16 protein-coding genes and 2 pseudogenes are annotated in these 16,737 nt (G+C 39.3%); 15 read left to right on the top strand and 3 right to left on the bottom strand.

The window, feature by feature from the left end:
* The first annotated feature begins 32 nt into the window (after nt 1–32).
* The 13 genes and pseudogenes from NGI26_RS03955 (at nt 33) to NGI26_RS03895 (ending at nt 12,020) form a co-directional block, all read left to right on the top strand.
* A complete protein-coding gene (locus tag NGI26_RS03955; protein WP_251936279.1) occupies nt 33–914 on the top strand; it encodes a diacylglycerol/lipid kinase family protein in 882 nt (293 codons plus the stop codon).
* Nucleotides 915–943: 29 nt separating this feature from the next.
* Complete coding sequence (locus NGI26_RS03950) at nt 944–1,822, top strand: DUF4300 family protein (protein ID WP_251936274.1); 879 nt, start codon at nt 944–946, stop codon at nt 1,820–1,822.
* A 256-nt stretch (nt 1,823–2,078) separates the two neighbouring features.
* A complete protein-coding gene (locus NGI26_RS03940) occupies nt 2,079–2,930 on the top strand; it encodes a CbrC family protein (RefSeq protein ID WP_251936270.1) in 852 nt (283 codons plus the stop codon).
* A gap of 697 nt (nt 2,931–3,627) precedes the next feature.
* Nucleotides 3,628–5,082, top strand: a complete 1,455-nt coding sequence (locus NGI26_RS03935; RefSeq protein ID WP_251937178.1) for an aminotransferase class I/II-fold pyridoxal phosphate-dependent enzyme — start codon at nt 3,628–3,630, stop codon at nt 5,080–5,082.
* Nucleotides 5,083–5,943, top strand: a complete 861-nt coding sequence (speE, locus tag NGI26_RS03930; protein WP_251936267.1) for a polyamine aminopropyltransferase — start codon at nt 5,083–5,085, stop codon at nt 5,941–5,943.
* The gene (locus NGI26_RS03925; protein WP_251936264.1) at nt 5,940–7,199 is read left to right on the top strand and encodes a saccharopine dehydrogenase family protein; all 1,260 of its coding nucleotides are present in this window, start codon (nt 5,940–5,942) and stop codon (nt 7,197–7,199) included. The genes speE and NGI26_RS03925 overlap by 4 nt, the downstream gene beginning before the upstream one ends.
* The gene (gene nspC, locus NGI26_RS03920) at nt 7,199–8,326 is read left to right on the top strand and encodes a carboxynorspermidine decarboxylase (protein ID WP_251936262.1); all 1,128 of its coding nucleotides are present in this window, start codon (nt 7,199–7,201) and stop codon (nt 8,324–8,326) included. Before NGI26_RS03925 ends, nspC begins: the two co-directional genes overlap by 1 nt.
* Nucleotides 8,323–9,408: an agmatine deiminase gene (gene aguA, locus NGI26_RS03915; RefSeq protein ID WP_251936260.1), complete on the top strand. Its 1,086-nt coding sequence runs from the start codon at nt 8,323–8,325 to the stop codon at nt 9,406–9,408. Before nspC ends, aguA begins: the two co-directional genes overlap by 4 nt.
* Before the next feature lie 9 nt (nt 9,409–9,417).
* On the top strand, nt 9,418–10,293 hold the full coding sequence (gene aguB / locus NGI26_RS03910) for an N-carbamoylputrescine amidase (protein ID WP_251936258.1): 876 nt from the start codon (nt 9,418–9,420) through the stop codon (nt 10,291–10,293).
* Nucleotides 10,294–10,402: 109 nt separating this feature from the next.
* Nucleotides 10,403–11,179, top strand: a pseudogene (locus NGI26_RS03905) (nucleotidyltransferase domain-containing protein).
* Nucleotides 11,180–11,187: 8 nt separating this feature from the next.
* Nucleotides 11,188–11,289 (top strand): annotated as a pseudogene (locus tag NGI26_RS09305) (DUF8617 domain-containing protein); the annotation flags it as partial.
* Between the two features lie 84 nt (nt 11,290–11,373).
* Nucleotides 11,374–11,610, top strand: coding sequence for an AbrB/MazE/SpoVT family DNA-binding domain-containing protein (locus tag NGI26_RS03900; protein ID WP_000260607.1), 237 nt, complete (start codon nt 11,374–11,376; stop codon nt 11,608–11,610).
* On the top strand, nt 11,607–12,020 hold the full coding sequence (locus tag NGI26_RS03895; protein WP_251936255.1) for a type II toxin-antitoxin system death-on-curing family toxin: 414 nt from the start codon (nt 11,607–11,609) through the stop codon (nt 12,018–12,020). The genes NGI26_RS03900 and NGI26_RS03895 overlap by 4 nt, the downstream gene beginning before the upstream one ends.
* Before the next feature lie 140 nt (nt 12,021–12,160).
* On the opposite strand, the gene NGI26_RS03890 is transcribed toward NGI26_RS03895, so the two are convergent.
* The 3 genes from NGI26_RS03890 to NGI26_RS03880 are packed head-to-tail and all read right to left on the bottom strand — an operon-like array spanning nt 12,161 to nt 14,010.
* Entirely contained in the window at nt 12,161–12,976 is an 816-nt protein-coding gene (locus NGI26_RS03890; RefSeq protein ID WP_251936253.1) for a TIGR03943 family putative permease subunit, read from the bottom strand.
* Nucleotides 12,973–13,878: a permease gene (locus NGI26_RS03885; protein ID WP_251936250.1), complete on the bottom strand. Its 906-nt coding sequence runs from the start codon at nt 13,876–13,878 to the stop codon at nt 12,973–12,975. The genes NGI26_RS03890 and NGI26_RS03885 overlap by 4 nt, the downstream gene beginning before the upstream one ends.
* A complete protein-coding gene (locus NGI26_RS03880; RefSeq protein WP_000268695.1) occupies nt 13,879–14,010 on the bottom strand; it encodes an SPJ_0845 family protein in 132 nt (43 codons plus the stop codon). It lies immediately after the preceding gene.
* Between the two features lie 155 nt (nt 14,011–14,165).
* Between NGI26_RS03880 and NGI26_RS03875 the strand changes: the two genes are divergently transcribed.
* Both NGI26_RS03875 and NGI26_RS03870 read left to right on the top strand, forming a co-directional pair.
* Nucleotides 14,166–16,295, top strand: coding sequence for a Tex family protein (locus NGI26_RS03875; RefSeq protein WP_251936246.1), 2,130 nt, complete (start codon nt 14,166–14,168; stop codon nt 16,293–16,295).
* Nucleotides 16,282–16,731 (top strand): SprT family protein, encoded by a 450-nt coding sequence (locus NGI26_RS03870; protein ID WP_251936243.1) that lies wholly within the window; start codon nt 16,282–16,284, stop codon nt 16,729–16,731. Before NGI26_RS03875 ends, NGI26_RS03870 begins: the two co-directional genes overlap by 14 nt.
* Nucleotides 16,732–16,737: the final 6 nt, after the last annotated feature.

The raw sequence follows: 16,737 nt of genomic DNA, 5'->3' as shown, positions 1-16,737 counted from the left end.
AGTATGAAAATCTAATGACAGGAGAATTATAAATGAATAAAATAATGGTGATTATTAATCCAACCTCTGGTGGCGAAAAAGCCTTAGATTATAAAGTGAAACTGGAGAATAAAGCTAGAGACTATTTTGAAGATGTGGAGATTAAAATTACGGAGAAAGCGCAAGACGCCACAAACTTTGCAGAAGAAGCTTCTCGTGAGCGATATGATGCTGTTCTTGTTTTTGGTGGAGATGGAACTGTCAATGAAGTCATCTCAGGTATTGCTGAAAAAGACTACATACCTAAACTTGCGATTATCCCAGGAGGAACTGGAAACCTCATCACAAAGCTATTAGAGATTAATCAGGATATTGATGGAGCTATTGACGAGCTTGATTTTAGTTCTACGAATAAGATCGACATTGGCAAATCTAACGGAAATTATTTTGGATATATCTTTAGTATTGGTTCACTGCCAGAAGCCATCCATAACGTTGGGATAGAAGATAAAACGAAGTTTGGCATGTTCGCCTATGCGATTAATACCATGAAGTCTGTCGTAACGGATCAAGCATTTAACATTAGAGTTGAGACAGAAAATGGAAATTACATTGGCCCAGCCAGTCATGTCTTGGTTCTCCTTACCAATTATTTCGCTGATAAAAAAATCTTTGATGAAGATAAGGATGGTTATGCTAACATTTTGATCTTAAAAGATGCCTCAATTCTCACTAAATTGTCAGTGATTCCTGATTTATTTAAAGGTGATGTTGTCGTAAATGATAATATCGAGTATATAAAAGCTCGTCATATAAAAATTTCTTCAGATGCTGCATTAGAAACGGATGTTGACGGCGACAAATCAGATGAGCTTCCAGTAGAAATCAAGGTACTAGGGCAGCATATAGAAGTCTATTCTCAACCGAAAGAATAAGATTTTTAAACTTTAACAAAGGATACCCTATGAAAATAAAAAAATTAGCATCTATTGGCCTTTACTTCATGCTTCTTTTAAGCTTAATGGCATGTAGTCAAACTCAAAAGACATCTGATGGTACTACTGAAACCTCAGCCAGTCAATCACTGTCCAATCAGGTTTCCTGGAAAGCCACTTATAGCAATTTGAACAGTAAACCTAGTGAAGAAGAAGTTCGAAAAGCCTTGGTTGCACATTTGCATAAAGACAGTGTGGATGCATTTTTCAACCTTGTAAATGATTATAACGCTACTGTAGGTTCAGTTGGGCTCACTGGGGATTTTTCTACATTTACCAAAACAGACTATGATGTTGAGAAGATAAGCAATCTTTGGACACCTAAGAAAGGTGATTTTGTTGGGACCAACTGTCGCATTAACAGTTATTGTTTATTGAAAAATTCTATAGAAATTCCTAAATTAGAGAAAGATGATTCTCTCTTGTTTGTCGATAATGATGCCATTGACAAAGGAAAAATCTTTGGTGCGGAAGACAAGGATGCTTTTGATATTTTATTCTCAAGAGTTAAGACTGAAGCAACGACAGATGTCAAGGTTCATGCTGAAAAGATGGAACAGTTCCTTTCTCAATTTAAGTTTAATGAAAATGCTCGAATGCTCTCCCTAGTAGTCCATGATGATTTAGATGGACAATCTCTCTTTATCGGTCATGTCGGCATCCTGGTACCAAGTGAGGATGGCTATCTCTTTGTTGAAAAATTAACCTTTGAGGAGCCTTATCAAGCTATTAAATTTGCGACCAAGGAAGATTGTTACAAATATTTAGATACAAAATACGAAAACTATACGGGTGAAGGTTTAGCGAAACCCTTTATTATGGATAATGATAAATGGGTCCAATCTTAAAGGAAGTGAACAATATGGATACAATATTAGGTTTGATAGTTTTATACCTAATTGGAGTATGGGCTGTTTAGGTTATCAAGGGAAACCAGAAGAGACCAAGAAAAAATGAACGATTTATTGGGTATACCAATAAATACGATAGTGAAGGAGAACCTTACCAAGCTGAAGTTTGGGAAGTGACTGAGGATGGGGAGTAAGAAAATTTAAATTAAAAGAAAAAATTCTACAGTTAGATTTGTGTTCGGGAGGTAATCAGATGAATCAATATTTACAAAAATACATTTCTTTAAAGAAACAATACATAGCCCAAGAGGGCAATCAAGCAAGTGTCGCAGCTCTTTATGGTTTGGTTAATGAATTAGCTAAGTTAGATGATTTGGAAGCGAAGAAAGTCTTAGTAGATCTCTATGAGCAATTAGGGCTCTACGCAAGTGCCTATGATTTATTTACAAAAATAATCACTAAACCGGATCGTAAACAAATTAAAAAGTTAGCTCGCTTAGAAGAGATGAGTCAAAGCCATGGAGATCGCTTCGCCCTTCCTCGTCCTCTGACGGAAAAAGAAGAGAGTAAGAGACAGGAGTTATCAAAATCTTTACCGCATTTTATCTATCATCCAGATCCTCTAGCGACAGGTTCATTTGTTGAAGGAGAAGCCAAGGTTTGTCCATCTTGTGGGAAGGAAAGCAATGTTTATTATGCTCTTAGACCCTATAGTATTGAAGAGATAGAACATCTCTGCCCAACTTGCATTGCAAATGGTCGAGCAGCCAAGAAATTCGATGCAGAATTTGTTCAAGATGCTGAGGGGCAGGGTGAATTGGATCCAGAAAAAGATAAGCTTCTTTTTTGCCAGACCCCTGGATACTCTAGTTGGCAGGGAGAAAATTGGCTTTCTTGCTGCCAAGATTATTGTGCTTACTTGGGTACAGTTGGCACACAAGAATTGATGGATATGGGAATCGCTGAGCAAGTCTTGGCAGACTATGAAGAGCGTGGAGAATATCAAGATATTGAAGAATACTTGGTTAAGGATGGCTCTCTTTGCGGCTACCTTTTCAGATGCCTCCACTGTCAAAAATACCATATTTGGGTTGATGCGGATTAAATTTTAATGGTACAATTACATAAACATATGTTTCTTTGAAATTTTAACGACTAATCTCTAATTTAATTTTAGAGTATGAAAACAGGTGCATTGTGCCATAGTATACTTTTATCATCTTTTAATCATCATACAAAGAATAGGAACTATCAAACTTAGTTCCTATTTTATTATTCAAAGGCAAACTTGAAATAGTTTTCATTTTTTAGATATAGTAAAAATACGAACAAAAAAATAAAACTATTTATAAAGTTTCCTAAAAATGCTTTACAAATTTGTGAAAACATGATATAGTAATGAAGCTTAGAAAATGAGAAGATGTTTTCTAGCAAATATAAACCCGAGTAAAAAATGCCTACGGACAGGCAGGGTTGAATGCCGAAGCGTGGTTGAGAAAGCCACATTATTGATAGGGTTAAAAGCCTACTTTTATAAGTTGATGTTAGAACATTCGTTCTAATTCGTATACATTTGTTAGTGTGGTGAAAGCACACGTCATCTTGTGAAACGATCAATAAAGTACGTAATATTTGCTACTAGAGAGTTAGGAAACATCAGGAACAGACATACTCAAAAGAAACAAACATAAACACGTCAGTAGATTGTAGAGCAGGTGCCAACCTGCTCTTTTTTCATAAGTATCCTTTAGCACCTTACATGGTTAAGGTGTAAAACTATGGTAAAGGAGTATGTCTTTATAATGTTAAATCAAAACCAAGCTCCAATTTATGAGGGACTGGTCAAGTTACGAAAGAAAAGAATTGTACCTTTCGATGTACCAGGTCACAAGCGTGGACGGGGAAATCCAGAACTTGTTGAATTGTTGGGAGAAAAATGTGTTGGCATTGATGTCAATTCTATGAAACCCTTAGATAATTTAGGTCATCCCATTTCGATTATTCGAGACGCAGAGGAACTAGCAGCGGATGCTTTTGGTGCAGCGCATGCCTTTCTCATGATTGGGGGAACAACCTCATCTGTTCAAACCATGATTCTTTCCACCTGCAAGGCAGGAGATAAGATTATTTTGCCGCGTAATGTCCACAAATCTGCTATCAATGCACTGGTTCTATGTGGTGCCATTCCCATCTATATCGAGATGAGTGTAGATCCCAAAATCGGCATCGCATTAGGACTTGAAAATGACCGTGTTGCCCAGGCAATTAAGGAGCATCCAGATGCTAAGGCTATCCTGATAAACAATCCAACCTACTATGGAATTTGTTCAGACCTTAAGGGATTAACAGAGATGGCTCACGCCGCAGGAATGAAAGTCTTAGTAGATGAGGCTCACGGTGCTCATCTACACTTTACAGATAAACTTCCTCTGTCTGCTATGGATGCAGGAGCAGATATGTCAGCTGTATCTATGCATAAGTCCGGTGGTAGCTTGACTCAAAGTTCTCTTCTTTTAGTTGGCGATCAGATGAATTCTGAGTACGTACGTCAAATTATTAATTTGACCCAGTCTACATCTGCCTCTTACTTGTTGATGGCTAGTCTCGATGTTTCTCGTAGAAACCTAGCCCTGCGTGGAAAAGAGTCCTTTGAGAAAGTCATTGAGCTATCTGAGTACGCTCGTCGTGAAATCAATGCCATCGGTGGTTACTATGCCTACTCAAAAGAATTAGTAGACGGTGTGTCCGTTTGTGATTTTGATGTCACCAAGTTGTCCGTCTACACTCAGGGAATTGGTCTCACAGGGATTGAGGTTTATGATCTCTTGCGGGATGAATATGACATTCAGATCGAGTTTGGTGATATTGGGAATATCTTGGCCTATATTTCGATTGGTGACCGTATCCAAGACATTGAACGCTTGGTAGGGGCTTTAGCTGATATCAAGAGACTTTACTCACGAGATGGGAAGGACTTAATAGCTGGAGAATATATTCAGCCCGAGTTAGTGCTGTCTCCACAAGAAGCTTTCTATGCAGAGAGAAGAAGCTTAACATTAGACGAGTCTGTTGGCCAGGTCTGTGGGGAATTTGTCATGTGCTATCCTCCAGGAATTCCAATCTTAGCTCCAGGTGAACGCATTACACGAGAAATTGTCTATTATATTCAATTCGCCAAGGAACGCGGTTGTTCCCTACAAGGTACTGAAGATCCAGAGGTCAATCATATTAATGTCATTGAAAGAAAGGAGAACTAGATGGATTTATGGTTTTCTGAAGTTCATACTCCAGATGTGAAATTAACGATGAGAACAGCCAAACAGCTGTATTCGGGGCAAAGTGAATGGCAGGATATCGAGGTTCTTGACACCCCAGCTTTTGGGAAAGTATTAATTTTAAATGGCCATGTTTTATTCTCTGATGCGGATGATTTCGTCTACAACGAAATGACCGTCCACGTTCCTATGGCTGTCCATCCAAATCCAAAGAAAGTTTTGGTTATTGGGGGTGGTGATGGTGGTGTTGCACAAGTTTTAACACTCTATCCAGAATTGGAACAAATCGATATCGTGGAACCAGATGAGATGCTGGTTGAGGTTTGTCGAGAATACTTTCCAGATTTTGCTGCTGGCCTTGATGATCCTCGTGTTACCATTTACTACCAAAATGGACTGAGATTTTTGAGAAATTGTGAAGATGATTACGACATCATCATCAACGATGCGACAGATCCATTTGGTCATACAGAAGGGCTCTTTACCAAGGAATTTTACGGCAATAGTTATAGGGCTCTCAAAGAAGACGGAATCATGATCTATCAGCATGGTAGTCCTTTCTTTGACGAAGATGAGTCAGCTTGCCGAAGCATGCACCGCAAGGTCAATCAAGCCTTTCCAATCAGTCGGGTTTATCAGGCACATATCCCAACTAGTCCTGCTGGCTATTGGTTGTTTGGATTTGCATCGAAAAAATATCACCCTGTCAAAGATTTTGACAAGGAAGGCTGGAAAAAACGCCAGTTATTTACTGAATACTATACTGCAAACCTACACATTGGTGCCTTTATGTTGCCTAAGTATGTAGAAGACATTTTAGAAGAAGAGGAAGGAAAAAAATGAGTCGTTTATTAGTTATTGGATGTGGGGGCGTTGCCCAAGTTGCTATTTCAAAGATTTGCCAAGATAGCGAAACTTTTAAAGAGATTATGATTGCTAGCCGTACAAAGTCAAAATGTGATGACTTGAAGGCAAAATTAGAAGGTAAAACAAATACTAAGATTGAAACAGCTGCTCTTGATGCCGACAAGGTAGAAGAAGTGATTGCCTTGATTGAGAGTTACAAACCAGAAGCTGTTTTGAACGTAGCTCTACCTTATCAAGACTTGACCATTATGGATGCTTGTTTGGCAACAGGTGTGCACTATATCGATACTGCCAACTATGAGGCTGAGGATACAGAAGATCCTGAATGGCGTGCTATTTATGAGAAGCGTTGCAAGGATCTGGGTTTTACAGCTTACTTTGACTACTCATGGCAATGGGCTTACCAAGACAAATTTAAAGAAGCTGGCTTGACAGCTCTGCTTGGGTCTGGTTTTGACCCAGGTGTGACTAGTGTCTTTTCAGCATACGCACTCAAACACTACTTTGATGAAATCCACTATATCGACATTTTAGACTGTAATGGTGGTGACCACGGTTATCCATTTGCGACAAACTTCAACCCAGAAATAAACCTACGTGAGGTTTCTGCGCCAGGTTCTTACTGGGAAGATGGAAAATGGGTAGAAGTCGAAGCTATGTCTATCAAGCGTGAGTATTATTTCCCTCAAGTTGGACAAAAAGATATGTATCTTCTTCACCATGAAGAAATTGAATCATTGGCCAAAAACATTCCAGGCGTTAAACGCATTCGTTTCTTTATGACTTTTGGTCAATCTTATCTTACACATATGAAATGCTTGGAAAACGTTGGTCTCCTTCGTACAGATGCTATTAATTTTAACGGACAAGAAATCGTTCCAATTCAATTCTTGAAAGCCTTGCTTCCAGATCCTGCCAGCCTTGGCCCACGCACTGTTGGAAAAACCAATATCGGCTGTATCTTTACAGGTGTCAAAGATGGCGTTGAAAAGACAATCTACATTTACAATGTTTGCGACCATCAGGAATGCTACGCAGAGGTTGGTTCACAAGCCATTTCTTACACAACAGGTGTTCCTGCTATGATTGGGACAAAATTAGTGATGGATGGCACTTGGAAACAACCAGGAGTTTATAACCTTGAAGAGTTGGATCCAGATCCATTTATGGAAGCTTTGAATGAGTATGGTTTGCCTTGGGTTGTGGTTGAAAATCCACAAATGGTGGACTAATGAAGTTAGAACAAGTACCAACACCTTCTTACATTATCGACTTAGCAAAACTAGAAGAAAATTGTAGCATTCTACAAGAGGTTAAGGAAAAAGCTGGTTGTAAAGTTTTGCTAGCTCAAAAGGCTTATTCTCTCTATAAAACCTATCCTTTGATTAGCCAGTATCTATCAGGTACGACAGCCAGTGGACTCTATGAAGCGATGTTAGCTAGAGAAGAGTTTCCAGGGGAAGTCCATGTATTTGCGCCAGCTTTCAAGAATGCGGACTTGGAGGAATTGCTTGAGATAACAGACCATATCGTTTTTAACTCTGAGAGACAATTACGTAAACATGGGCCTCGTTGTCGTGAGGCTGGTATCAGTGTCGGTTTGCGTATCAATCCTCAATGTTCAACCCAAGGAGAACACGCGCTCTATGACCCTTGCGCACCTGGTTCTCGTTTTGGTGTAACTTTGGATAAGATACCAAGTGATTTATTGGAATTGGTTGACGGACTTCATTTTCATACTCTTTGTGAGCAAGGAGCTGATGATTTACAGACAACTTTGAAGGCAGTAGAAGAGCAGTTTGGAGCTTATTTGCACCAAGTTAAATGGCTCAATATGGGTGGTGGCCATCACGTTACAAGAGATGGCTATGATGTAGATTTGTTAATTTCTGAAATCAAGCGTATCCGAGAAACTTATAAGCTTGACGTCTATATCGAACCAGGAGAAGCCATTGCACTGAATGCTGGATATTTGGCGACTGAAGTCTTAGATATCGTGGAAAATGGGATTGAGACCTTAGTGCTAGATGCTTCAGCAAGTTGTCATATGCCAGATGTTCTTGAGATGCCTTATCGTCCACCGTTGAGAGATAGTTTTGAAGCACAAGAAAAAGCACACACTTATAGACTTTCTTCCAATACCTGTCTAACAGGTGATATCATTGGAGACTATAGTTTTGAGAATCCTGTTGAGATTGGAGATAGACTTTACTTTGAGGATATGGCAATCTACTCCTTTGTCAAAAATAATACCTTTAACGGCATTGGGCTTCCAAGCTTGTATCTCATGGATAAAGAGGGTGAGTGCAGTCTAGTCAAAGATTTTGGCTACCAAGACTTTAAGGAGAGATTATCATGATGGACAGTCCAAAGAAATTAGGCTATCGTATGCCAGCAGAATATGAACCCCATCATGGAACTCTCATGATATGGCCGACTCGACCCGGATCTTGGCCTTTTCAAGGAAAGGCTGCAAAAAAAGCTTTTAGCCAGATTATCAAAACTATTGCTCAGGGGGAAACAGTCTACCTTTTGGTTGAGGAGGACTATCTATCTGAAGCGCAATCCTATCTAGGAGACAAGGTCCTTTATCTAGATATCCCGACAAATGATGCCTGGGCTCGTGATACTGGACCGACCATTCTCCTCAATGATCAAAGGGAAAAGTTGGCGGTAGATTGGTCTTTCAATGCATGGGGTGGTGCTGTTGACGGTCTTTACCAAGACTATGAAGCAGATAACCAAGTAGCCAGTCGCTTTGCTGAGACGTTGGAAATGCCTGTTTATGATGCCAAACCTTTTGTACTGGAAGGTGGAGCTATTCACAGTGACGGTCAAGGAACTATTCTTGTTACAGAAAGTTGCTTGCTCAGTCCGGGACGCAATCCTCACCTGACTAAAGAGGAGATTGAAAAGACCTTACTAGAAAGCCTTGGTGCCGAAAAAGTTATCTGGTTGCCTTATGGTATTTATCAGGATGAGACAAATGAACACGTCGATAATGTGGCAGCCTTTGTTGGTCCTGCAGAGCTTGTTTTAGCTTGGACGGATGACCAAGACGATCCCCAGTATGCTATGTCTGCAGTTGATTTAGCTCTTTTAGAGAAGGAAACTGATGCAAAAGGCCGGAGTTTCACTATTCATAAACTCCCGATTCCAGCTCGTCATCAAGTCGTTACAGAAGAAGATTTGCCGGGCTTCACTTATGAAGAAGGAGAAGAGGAGCGCTATGCTGGGGAACGTCTAGCAGCTTCCTATGTGAACTTTTACATCGCCAATAAGTCTATCTTAGTGCCACAATTTCAAGATGTAAACGACCAAGTAGCCTTGGATATTCTGAGTCAGTGTTTCCCAGACCGTAAAGCTGTCGGAATTCCAGCACGAGATATTCTATTAGGTGGTGGAAATATTCACTGTATTACCCAACAAATTCCAGAATAGGAGAAAAAGATGAGAAATGTAACGGTTGCAGCTATTCAGATGCAATGCGCTAAGAATGTGGAAACCAATATCCAAGCAGCTGAACGTTTAGTTCGACAAGCTGCTGAGCAAGGAGCCCAGATCATTCTTTTACCAGAATTATTTGAACGTCCCTATTTCTGTCAGGAGCGTCAGTATGACTACTACCAGTATGCCCAGTCGGTGACAGAGAATACGGCCATTCAGCATTTTAAAGTAATTGCCAAGGAGCTAAAGGTCGTTTTACCAATCAGTTTCTATGAAAAAGACGGGAATGTCTTATACAATTCGATTGCTGTCATTGATGCAGATGGAGAAGTATTAGGAGTTTATCGCAAAACTCATATACCAGACGATCATTATTATCAGGAGAAATTCTTCTTTACTCCTGGAAATACTGGATTCAAGGTCTGGGACACTCGCTATGCTAAGATCGGTATCGGCATCTGTTGGGACCAGTGGTTCCCTGAAACAGCCCGTTGCCTTGCGTTAAATGGTGCAGAATTACTCTTTTATCCAACAGCCATTGGTTCAGAGCCTATTTTGGATACAGATAGTTGTGGTCATTGGCAACGTACCATGCAAGGGCATGCGGCAGCAAATATTGTTCCAGTCATTGCAGCCAATCGTTATGGCTTGGAAGAAGTCACTCCTTGTGAAGAAAATGGGGGACAAAGCTCCAGTCTTAACTTCTACGGTTCCTCCTTTATGACGGATGAAACAGGAGCTATTTTAAGTCAAGCTCAACGACAAAGTGAAGCTATCCTCTTAACTACTTATGACCTTGACAAAGGAGCAAATGAGCGCCTGAACTGGGGTCTATTTAGAGATAGAAGACCAGACATGTATAAAGATATTGTTAGATGAGAAAAAGCCTATCGTAGGCTTTTTTCTGTAGATACTATAATAATTTTTGATAATGTCCTAGGATTCTGATAAAATGGGGTATAAGAAGTTAATAAGAAAGAGAACCACCATGCAAACACAAGAGGAAATGAATGTTCTGGTACCTGAAAAACTTGCAGAAATTGAGCGTGATTATGATGTTACTGTTTTGTGGGCAATTGAGTCTGGTAGTCGCGCTTGGGGCTTTGAGTCTCCGGATAGTGATTTTGATGTGCGTTTTGTATACAAGCACAAGCAAGATTTTTATCTAAGCTTGAACGATCATCGAGATGTCATCGAACTACCAATTGACGATACATGGGATGTGAGTGGTTGGGATTTGCACAAGGCTTTAAAGTTGCTTTATAAGTCAAATCCAACCCTCTTTGAGTGGTTACAGTCGCCAATCATTTACCAGCAAGACGAAAGCTTTATTAACCGCATCCGTCCGCTTGTCAGTCAGTATTTTTCAGAGAAAAAGATGCTCCACCATTACTTGAATACTGCTAGAACTCAAATGAATAAGTATCTTTCAGGAGATAAGGTCAAACCTAAAAAGTATTTCTATGTACTTCGTCCCATTTTAGCTTGTCGTTGGATTGTAAAACATCACTCTGTTCCACCGATTTTGTTTGATGATTTAGTGAAAGAATTGCTTCCTAATTAAATGAAAGAGCATGTGTCTAGATTGCTTGATATAAAGGTAAAGGAACCTGAAGGTATGGAAATTGAGCCGATAGAGCCAATTCAGGACTTTATCATCAAAAATATCCAAGAGCTGGATAACTACGTCAAAAGTGTTACAGAGGAAAAGAAAGAGTGGAAAGCTCTCAATCAATTTTTCCTTGAAGAATTAAATCGTGACTGAGGTTAAATATGGGGAAATGGACTTGTAGATGTGGCCAAGCAATGGACGACCACCAAGCGCCCGATACAAATGCTTATTCGGTTTATTCGGATGAGTTGTTTGAAGAAATCTCTCATGCAGGAGTATTTTGGCTGATATTCTGTCATTGTAATTACGGTAATTATTTGTTATAATACTTCAAAGGAGGAAATCAGATGGTAGTAAAAACAAGAAAACAAGGAAATTCAATCACCATTACCATTCCAAGTGAATTCAATATTCCAAGTGGTGTAAAATACGAAGCGAAATTGTTACCAAGTGGTGAAATTATCTTTACTCCCGAAGAGTCTGGACATCAGATTTCTTATGTATCTGATGATGCCTTTGACTTAAATTTGGACAAAATTTTTGACGAATACGATGATGTTTTCAAAGCTTTGGTGGAAAAATGACAGTCTATCTGACAGAAAGGCAAATCGAGAAGATCAATGCTTTAGCAATTCAACGTTATTCACCTAATGAAAAAATTCAGACAGTGAGTTCATCTGCCTTAAATATGATTGTTAATTTACCAGAACAATTTGTCTTCGGTAAACCTCTTTATCCAACAATTTTTGATAAGGCAACGATACTATTTGTCCAATTGATCAAGAAGCATGTTTTTGCCAACGCTAATAAACGAACTGCTTTCTTCGTTTTGGTGAAATTTCTACAGTTAAATGGTTATCGTCTTTCTGTAACAGTTGAAGAAGCGGTCGATATGTGTGTAACTATCGCAGTAGATTCCTTAACAGATGAAAGGTTATCTAGCTACACCAAATGGATTTCTGAACATTCATTTAGAACTAATGGAAAAAATTAAGCTTGAGTGTTTAAATTCAATAAATAAAAATAGATAAACAGACAATATTAGAATTCTGTAATGCAGAAAACTAATATTTTGAATATGCCAAACATTCAACCTTACTAAACAAGAAAAAGTAGCCCACTCAGGCTACTTTTTTAAAATTCTTTATAAACATAAGGATTCTCTGGTTTGTCTACTTTAATGAAAGATTGGACTTCAAGGGTTGGGAGGATTTGATTGAGCTCCTTGTGATAGTGATTTCTGATCCTACCTTTGACTCTGACCCAGGTGTTATTTTCATACTGATTGGTGTTTCCTGTGGTCAAGAGGCCAAATACTCCTGAATCAGCGATACAGTGCATAATACCAAAACGAAAAACAAATTGACTATTGGTATGATTTGGATCGTTGTAGATAAAGCCAATAAACTCGATTTCCTTGCCTTCAAATTCATTTGGATAATCATAGATATCTTCCATGACCTCCAGGTAATTTTCATCATTGATAACTATACTAGATTGAGCTAAGTATTTATCAGCACTCTTTCGAATAATATTTTGATGAGCTGTTTGTGAATAAAAGCGGCTGGTATCCGGCTTAAGATACTGACTGCTCGTTCCTTCACTTGCTTGGATTGCCTTGTCAGTTCCTTCCGACAAAGGGAAATAATAACCTTTTGCCGATACTGTTTGTGAATCCAGAGTGACAGTCGGAAATGTAAATCCAACTAACAAGGGTAAACTTAAGAGGACAAAACTAGCAAGCTTAGCTGAAAAACTATGTAAGTGACTATGTTCTTTCAAACGCTTGAAGCAAATATAGGCTTGAACAATGGCTAGTAACAAAGATAAAAACGTAGTGATATAAGCCAGATATGAGTAGTGGAGGTTTATATACTGATTGAGCTTACCTGATAGGTGCAGATAAAGGCTTAAGATAAAATAGCCGAATAAAATAAGAAATCGAATCATAACATCACTCCGACTAGATAAGAATAGACAAGAACAACAAGAGTTACAATTGTCATGAACTGCCATATAAAGCGAGATTTGAGATAATTCTTCATCATGAGTAGGTTCTTGACATCAAGCATGGGACCTATAACCAGAAAGGCTAAAACAGGAGCGAGACCAAAACTTGATAGAAGAGAAGAGCCGATAAAGGCATCCGCTTCACTACAGAGGGATAGTAGGAAAGATAAGACCATCAGAAGAACAATCGCAAGTAGTGGTGTTGCGCTGATAGATGTCAGAACCCGAGTTGGTACATAGACCTGGACTATACTTGCAAAAAGACAGCCAAAGACCAAGTAACGCCCCATATCAAAGAATTCATCAATAGCTTGGATAAAGACCTGAAGCAGTTTTTGACTTTTACTCAAGTGAGAAAAATCATGCTCATGACAAGCCAATCTATTTTCCTTTTGGATAGGTCCCTCCCAGAAAAATCCAAGAAAGATACCCAATATAGTAGCAACTAGCATCGCGCCCAAAGCTCTTAGGAAAACCATTTGAATTGAATTACCAAAGGCTGAATAAGTAGCAAAAAGTACGATGGGATTAATGATAGGAGCAGTGACCAAAAACGGAACAGCCGTATAGCTTGGAACCTTCTTTTCTAAAAAGCGATTGATGATAGGAACGATTCCACACTCACAAGAGGGAAAGAGAAAACCGATGAAGCTACCAAAAAAGATTCTCCCCAAGCGATTTTTAGGGAGAAATTTATAAACCTTCTCAGGTGTGACATAGACTTCAATGGCACCAGAGATGATGCTACCAATTAAGACAAAGGGTAAAGCTTCAATGATAATTGAAAGAAAAATAGCTCCAGCTTGTAACACACTAGAAGGTAAACTTTGAAAGAGTGTCATCTATTTTTTCTTTTCTGCCTTATCTTTCTTTTCTTTGTCATCTGGGAATGTCACTTGCTTCAAGTCAGGAAGCTTGGCGAATTCTTCAAACATTTTATCTAAGTCATCAGTTTTTGTAAATTTAACAGCCATAAGGCATACCTCGATTCTTTTAGTTAAGACTATTATACTATTATTTTTGAGAAATGTTTGGATTTTAAAATAAACATGGCTTTTATCTTTATAAAGTTGAAATAAAGCAACAAATTAATGAAAACAAGCTTTCGCGCTTATGGTATAATAGTTTCATGGATAAAAAATATGAAAAAATTTCCCAAGATTTGGGTGTAACTTTAAAGCAGATTGATACTGTTTTGTCTTTGACAGCAGAAGGAGCAACTATCCCCTTTATCGCCCGTTATCGTAAAGATATGACCGGAAGTCTAGATGAGGTAGCCATTAAAGCTATTATCGACCTAGATAAGAGTTTAACCGCTCTAAATGATCGTAAGGAAGCCGTCTTAGCAAAAATCAAAGAGCAAGGCAAGCTAACCAAGGAATTGGAAGAAGCTATTCTATCAGCTGAAAAACTTGCAGACGTAGAAGAACTCTATCTTCCTTATAAAGAGAAACGTCGGACCAAGGCAACCATTGCGCGTGAAGCTGGACTCTTTCCTCTTGCTCGTTTAATCTTACAAAATGTTTCTGACCTGGAAAAAGAAGCAGAAGCATTTGTCTGTGAAGGTTTCATGACTCCACAAGAAACTTTAACTGGGGCAGTAGATATCTTGGTTGAAGCTCTTTCTGAGGATGTTACTTTACGTTCAATGACCTATCAAGAGGTTATTAGACGCTCTAAGATTACTTCTCAAGTCAAAGATGAGAGTCTTGATGAAAAACAAGTCTTTCAGATTTATTATGATTTTTCAGAGACAGTTGCAAACATGCAAGGCTACCGTACGCTTGCCCTTAATCGTGGTGAGAAGCTAGGCATTTTGAAGATTGGCTTTGAGCATGCGACTGATCGTATTCTATCTTTCTTTGCTGCACGTTTCAAGGTTAAGAATGCTTATATTGACGAAGTTATTCAGCAATCTGTTAAGAAAAAAGTATTACCAGCTATTGAGCGTCGTATTCGTACTGAACTAACAGAAAAGGCAGAAGAAGGAGCAATTCAACTCTTTTCAGAAAACCTCCGCAATCTTCTCCTTGTTGCACCTCTTAAAGGGCGCGTGGTCCTTGGTTTTGACCCTGCTTTTCGTACAGGTGCCAAGCTTGCGGTTGTAGATGCGACTGGTAAGATGCTGACAACACAAGTTATTTATCCTGTCAAACCAGCTTCAGCTCGTCAGATCGAAGGAGCAAAGAGAGATTTGGCGGATTTGATTGGCCAATATGGTGTTGAAATCATTGCTATCGGAAATGGTACCGCTAGTCGTGAGAGCGAAGCCTTCGTCGCTGAAGTACTTAAAGATTTCCCTGAGGTTAGCTATGTTATTGTCAATGAGAGTGGAGCTTCCGTATACTCCGCTAGTGAACTTGCTCGACAAGAGTTTCCTGACTTAACCGTTGAAAAACGTTCTGCTATTTCTATTGCCCGTCGCTTGCAAGACCCCCTTGCTGAATTGGTTAAAATTGATCCAAAATCCATCGGTGTCGGTCAATATCAGCACGATGTTAGTCAAAAGAAACTGTCTGAAAGTCTTGACTTTGTTGTGGATACAGTAGTGAACCAAGTCGGTGTTAATATCAATACGGCTAGTCCAGCCTTACTTTCACACGTAGCTGGTCTTAACAAAACCATTTCTGAAAATATCGTTAAGTATCGTGAAGAAGAAGGTAAAATCACTTCACGCGCCCAAATCAAGAAAGTTCCTCGTTTAGGTGCTAAAGCGTTTGAACAGGCTGCAGGCTTCCTCCGTATCCCTGAAAGTAACAATATCCTTGATAATACAGGTGTTCACCCAGAAAACTATGCTGCTGTAAAAGAACTCTTCAAACGTTTGGATATTAAAGACCTCAATGAAGAAGCTCAAGTCAAACTCAAATCTATTTCAATTAAGGAAATGGCACAAGAGCTAGACCTCGGTCAAGAAACACTTAAAGATATTATTTCAGACCTTCTCAAACCAGGGCGTGATTTCCGTGATTCTTTTGATGCTCCAGTCCTTCGGCAGGATGTCTTGGATATCAAAGACTTGAAAGTTGGCCAGAAGCTTGAAGGCGTTGTTCGTAACGTCGTTGACTTCGGTGCCTTTGTTGATATTGGTATTCACGAGGATGGCCTGATTCATATCTCTCATATGAGCAAGAAATTCATCAAGCATCCGAGTCAAGTCGTTTCAGTTGGTGATTTGGTAACCGTTTGGGTGAAGAAGATTGATGTCCAACGCGAAAAAGTAAATCTGTCGCTCCTTGCTCCAGATGAATCTAACTGATTACGTTAAACAAGTCTCTTTAGAAGACTTTGGAAAACCTTTCAAACACCAAGCTCAATGGAATACTCGCTTACGGTCGACAGGTGGGCGATTCTTTCCACAGGATGGGCATTTGGATTTTAATCCAAAAGTCTATCAAGAACTTGGTTTAGAGGTTTTTCGGAAAATTGTCCGTCACGAACTCTGTCATTATCATCTATACTATGAGGGCAAGGGGTATAAACATAAAGATGTAGCCTTTAAGGAACTGTTAAAAGAAGTGGATGGACTCCGCTTTGTTCCTCCCTTATTAAGTGTCAGTCAAACACCAGTTCTAGTCTATACTTGTCAGACTTGTCACCAAACCTATCAACGAAAGCGACGAATTGATACCAAACGTTATCGTTGTGGTCTCTGTCGTGGCAAACTCATTTTGCAAAATCCGCCTAAGGACTGATGCAGG

This window comes from Streptococcus sp. Marseille-Q0941 (assembly GCF_943736975.1).
Lineage (GTDB): Bacteria > Bacillota > Bacilli > Lactobacillales > Streptococcaceae > Streptococcus.
This window is presented reverse-complemented; position numbering and strand designations above follow the sequence as displayed.

Excerpts from the sequence above, each read along its gene's own strand:
- NGI26_RS03955 (WP_251936279.1), top strand. The coding sequence starts at position 33 with ATGAATAAAATAATGGTGATTATTAATCCAACCTCTGGTGGCGAAAAA.
- NGI26_RS03950 (WP_251936274.1), top strand. The coding sequence starts at position 944 with ATGAAAATAAAAAAATTAGCATCTATTGGCCTTTACTTCATGCTTCTT.
- NGI26_RS03940 (WP_251936270.1), top strand. The coding sequence starts at position 2,079 with ATGAATCAATATTTACAAAAATACATTTCTTTAAAGAAACAATACATA.
- NGI26_RS03935 (WP_251937178.1), top strand. The coding sequence starts at position 3,628 with ATGTTAAATCAAAACCAAGCTCCAATTTATGAGGGACTGGTCAAGTTA.
- speE (WP_251936267.1), top strand. The coding sequence starts at position 5,083 with ATGGATTTATGGTTTTCTGAAGTTCATACTCCAGATGTGAAATTAACG.
- NGI26_RS03925 (WP_251936264.1), top strand. The coding sequence starts at position 5,940 with ATGAGTCGTTTATTAGTTATTGGATGTGGGGGCGTTGCCCAAGTTGCT.
- nspC (WP_251936262.1), top strand. The coding sequence starts at position 7,199 with ATGAAGTTAGAACAAGTACCAACACCTTCTTACATTATCGACTTAGCA.
- aguA (WP_251936260.1), top strand. The coding sequence starts at position 8,323 with ATGATGGACAGTCCAAAGAAATTAGGCTATCGTATGCCAGCAGAATAT.
- aguB (WP_251936258.1), top strand. The coding sequence starts at position 9,418 with ATGAGAAATGTAACGGTTGCAGCTATTCAGATGCAATGCGCTAAGAAT.
- NGI26_RS03900 (WP_000260607.1), top strand. The coding sequence starts at position 11,374 with ATGGTAGTAAAAACAAGAAAACAAGGAAATTCAATCACCATTACCATT.
- NGI26_RS03895 (WP_251936255.1), top strand. The coding sequence starts at position 11,607 with ATGACAGTCTATCTGACAGAAAGGCAAATCGAGAAGATCAATGCTTTA.
- NGI26_RS03890 (WP_251936253.1), bottom strand. The coding sequence starts at position 12,976 with ATGATTCGATTTCTTATTTTATTCGGCTATTTTATCTTAAGCCTTTAT.
- NGI26_RS03885 (WP_251936250.1), bottom strand. The coding sequence starts at position 13,878 with ATGACACTCTTTCAAAGTTTACCTTCTAGTGTGTTACAAGCTGGAGCT.
- NGI26_RS03880 (WP_000268695.1), bottom strand. The coding sequence starts at position 14,010 with ATGGCTGTTAAATTTACAAAAACTGATGACTTAGATAAAATGTTTGAA.
- NGI26_RS03875 (WP_251936246.1), top strand. The coding sequence starts at position 14,166 with ATGGATAAAAAATATGAAAAAATTTCCCAAGATTTGGGTGTAACTTTA.
- NGI26_RS03870 (WP_251936243.1), top strand. The coding sequence starts at position 16,282 with ATGAATCTAACTGATTACGTTAAACAAGTCTCTTTAGAAGACTTTGGA.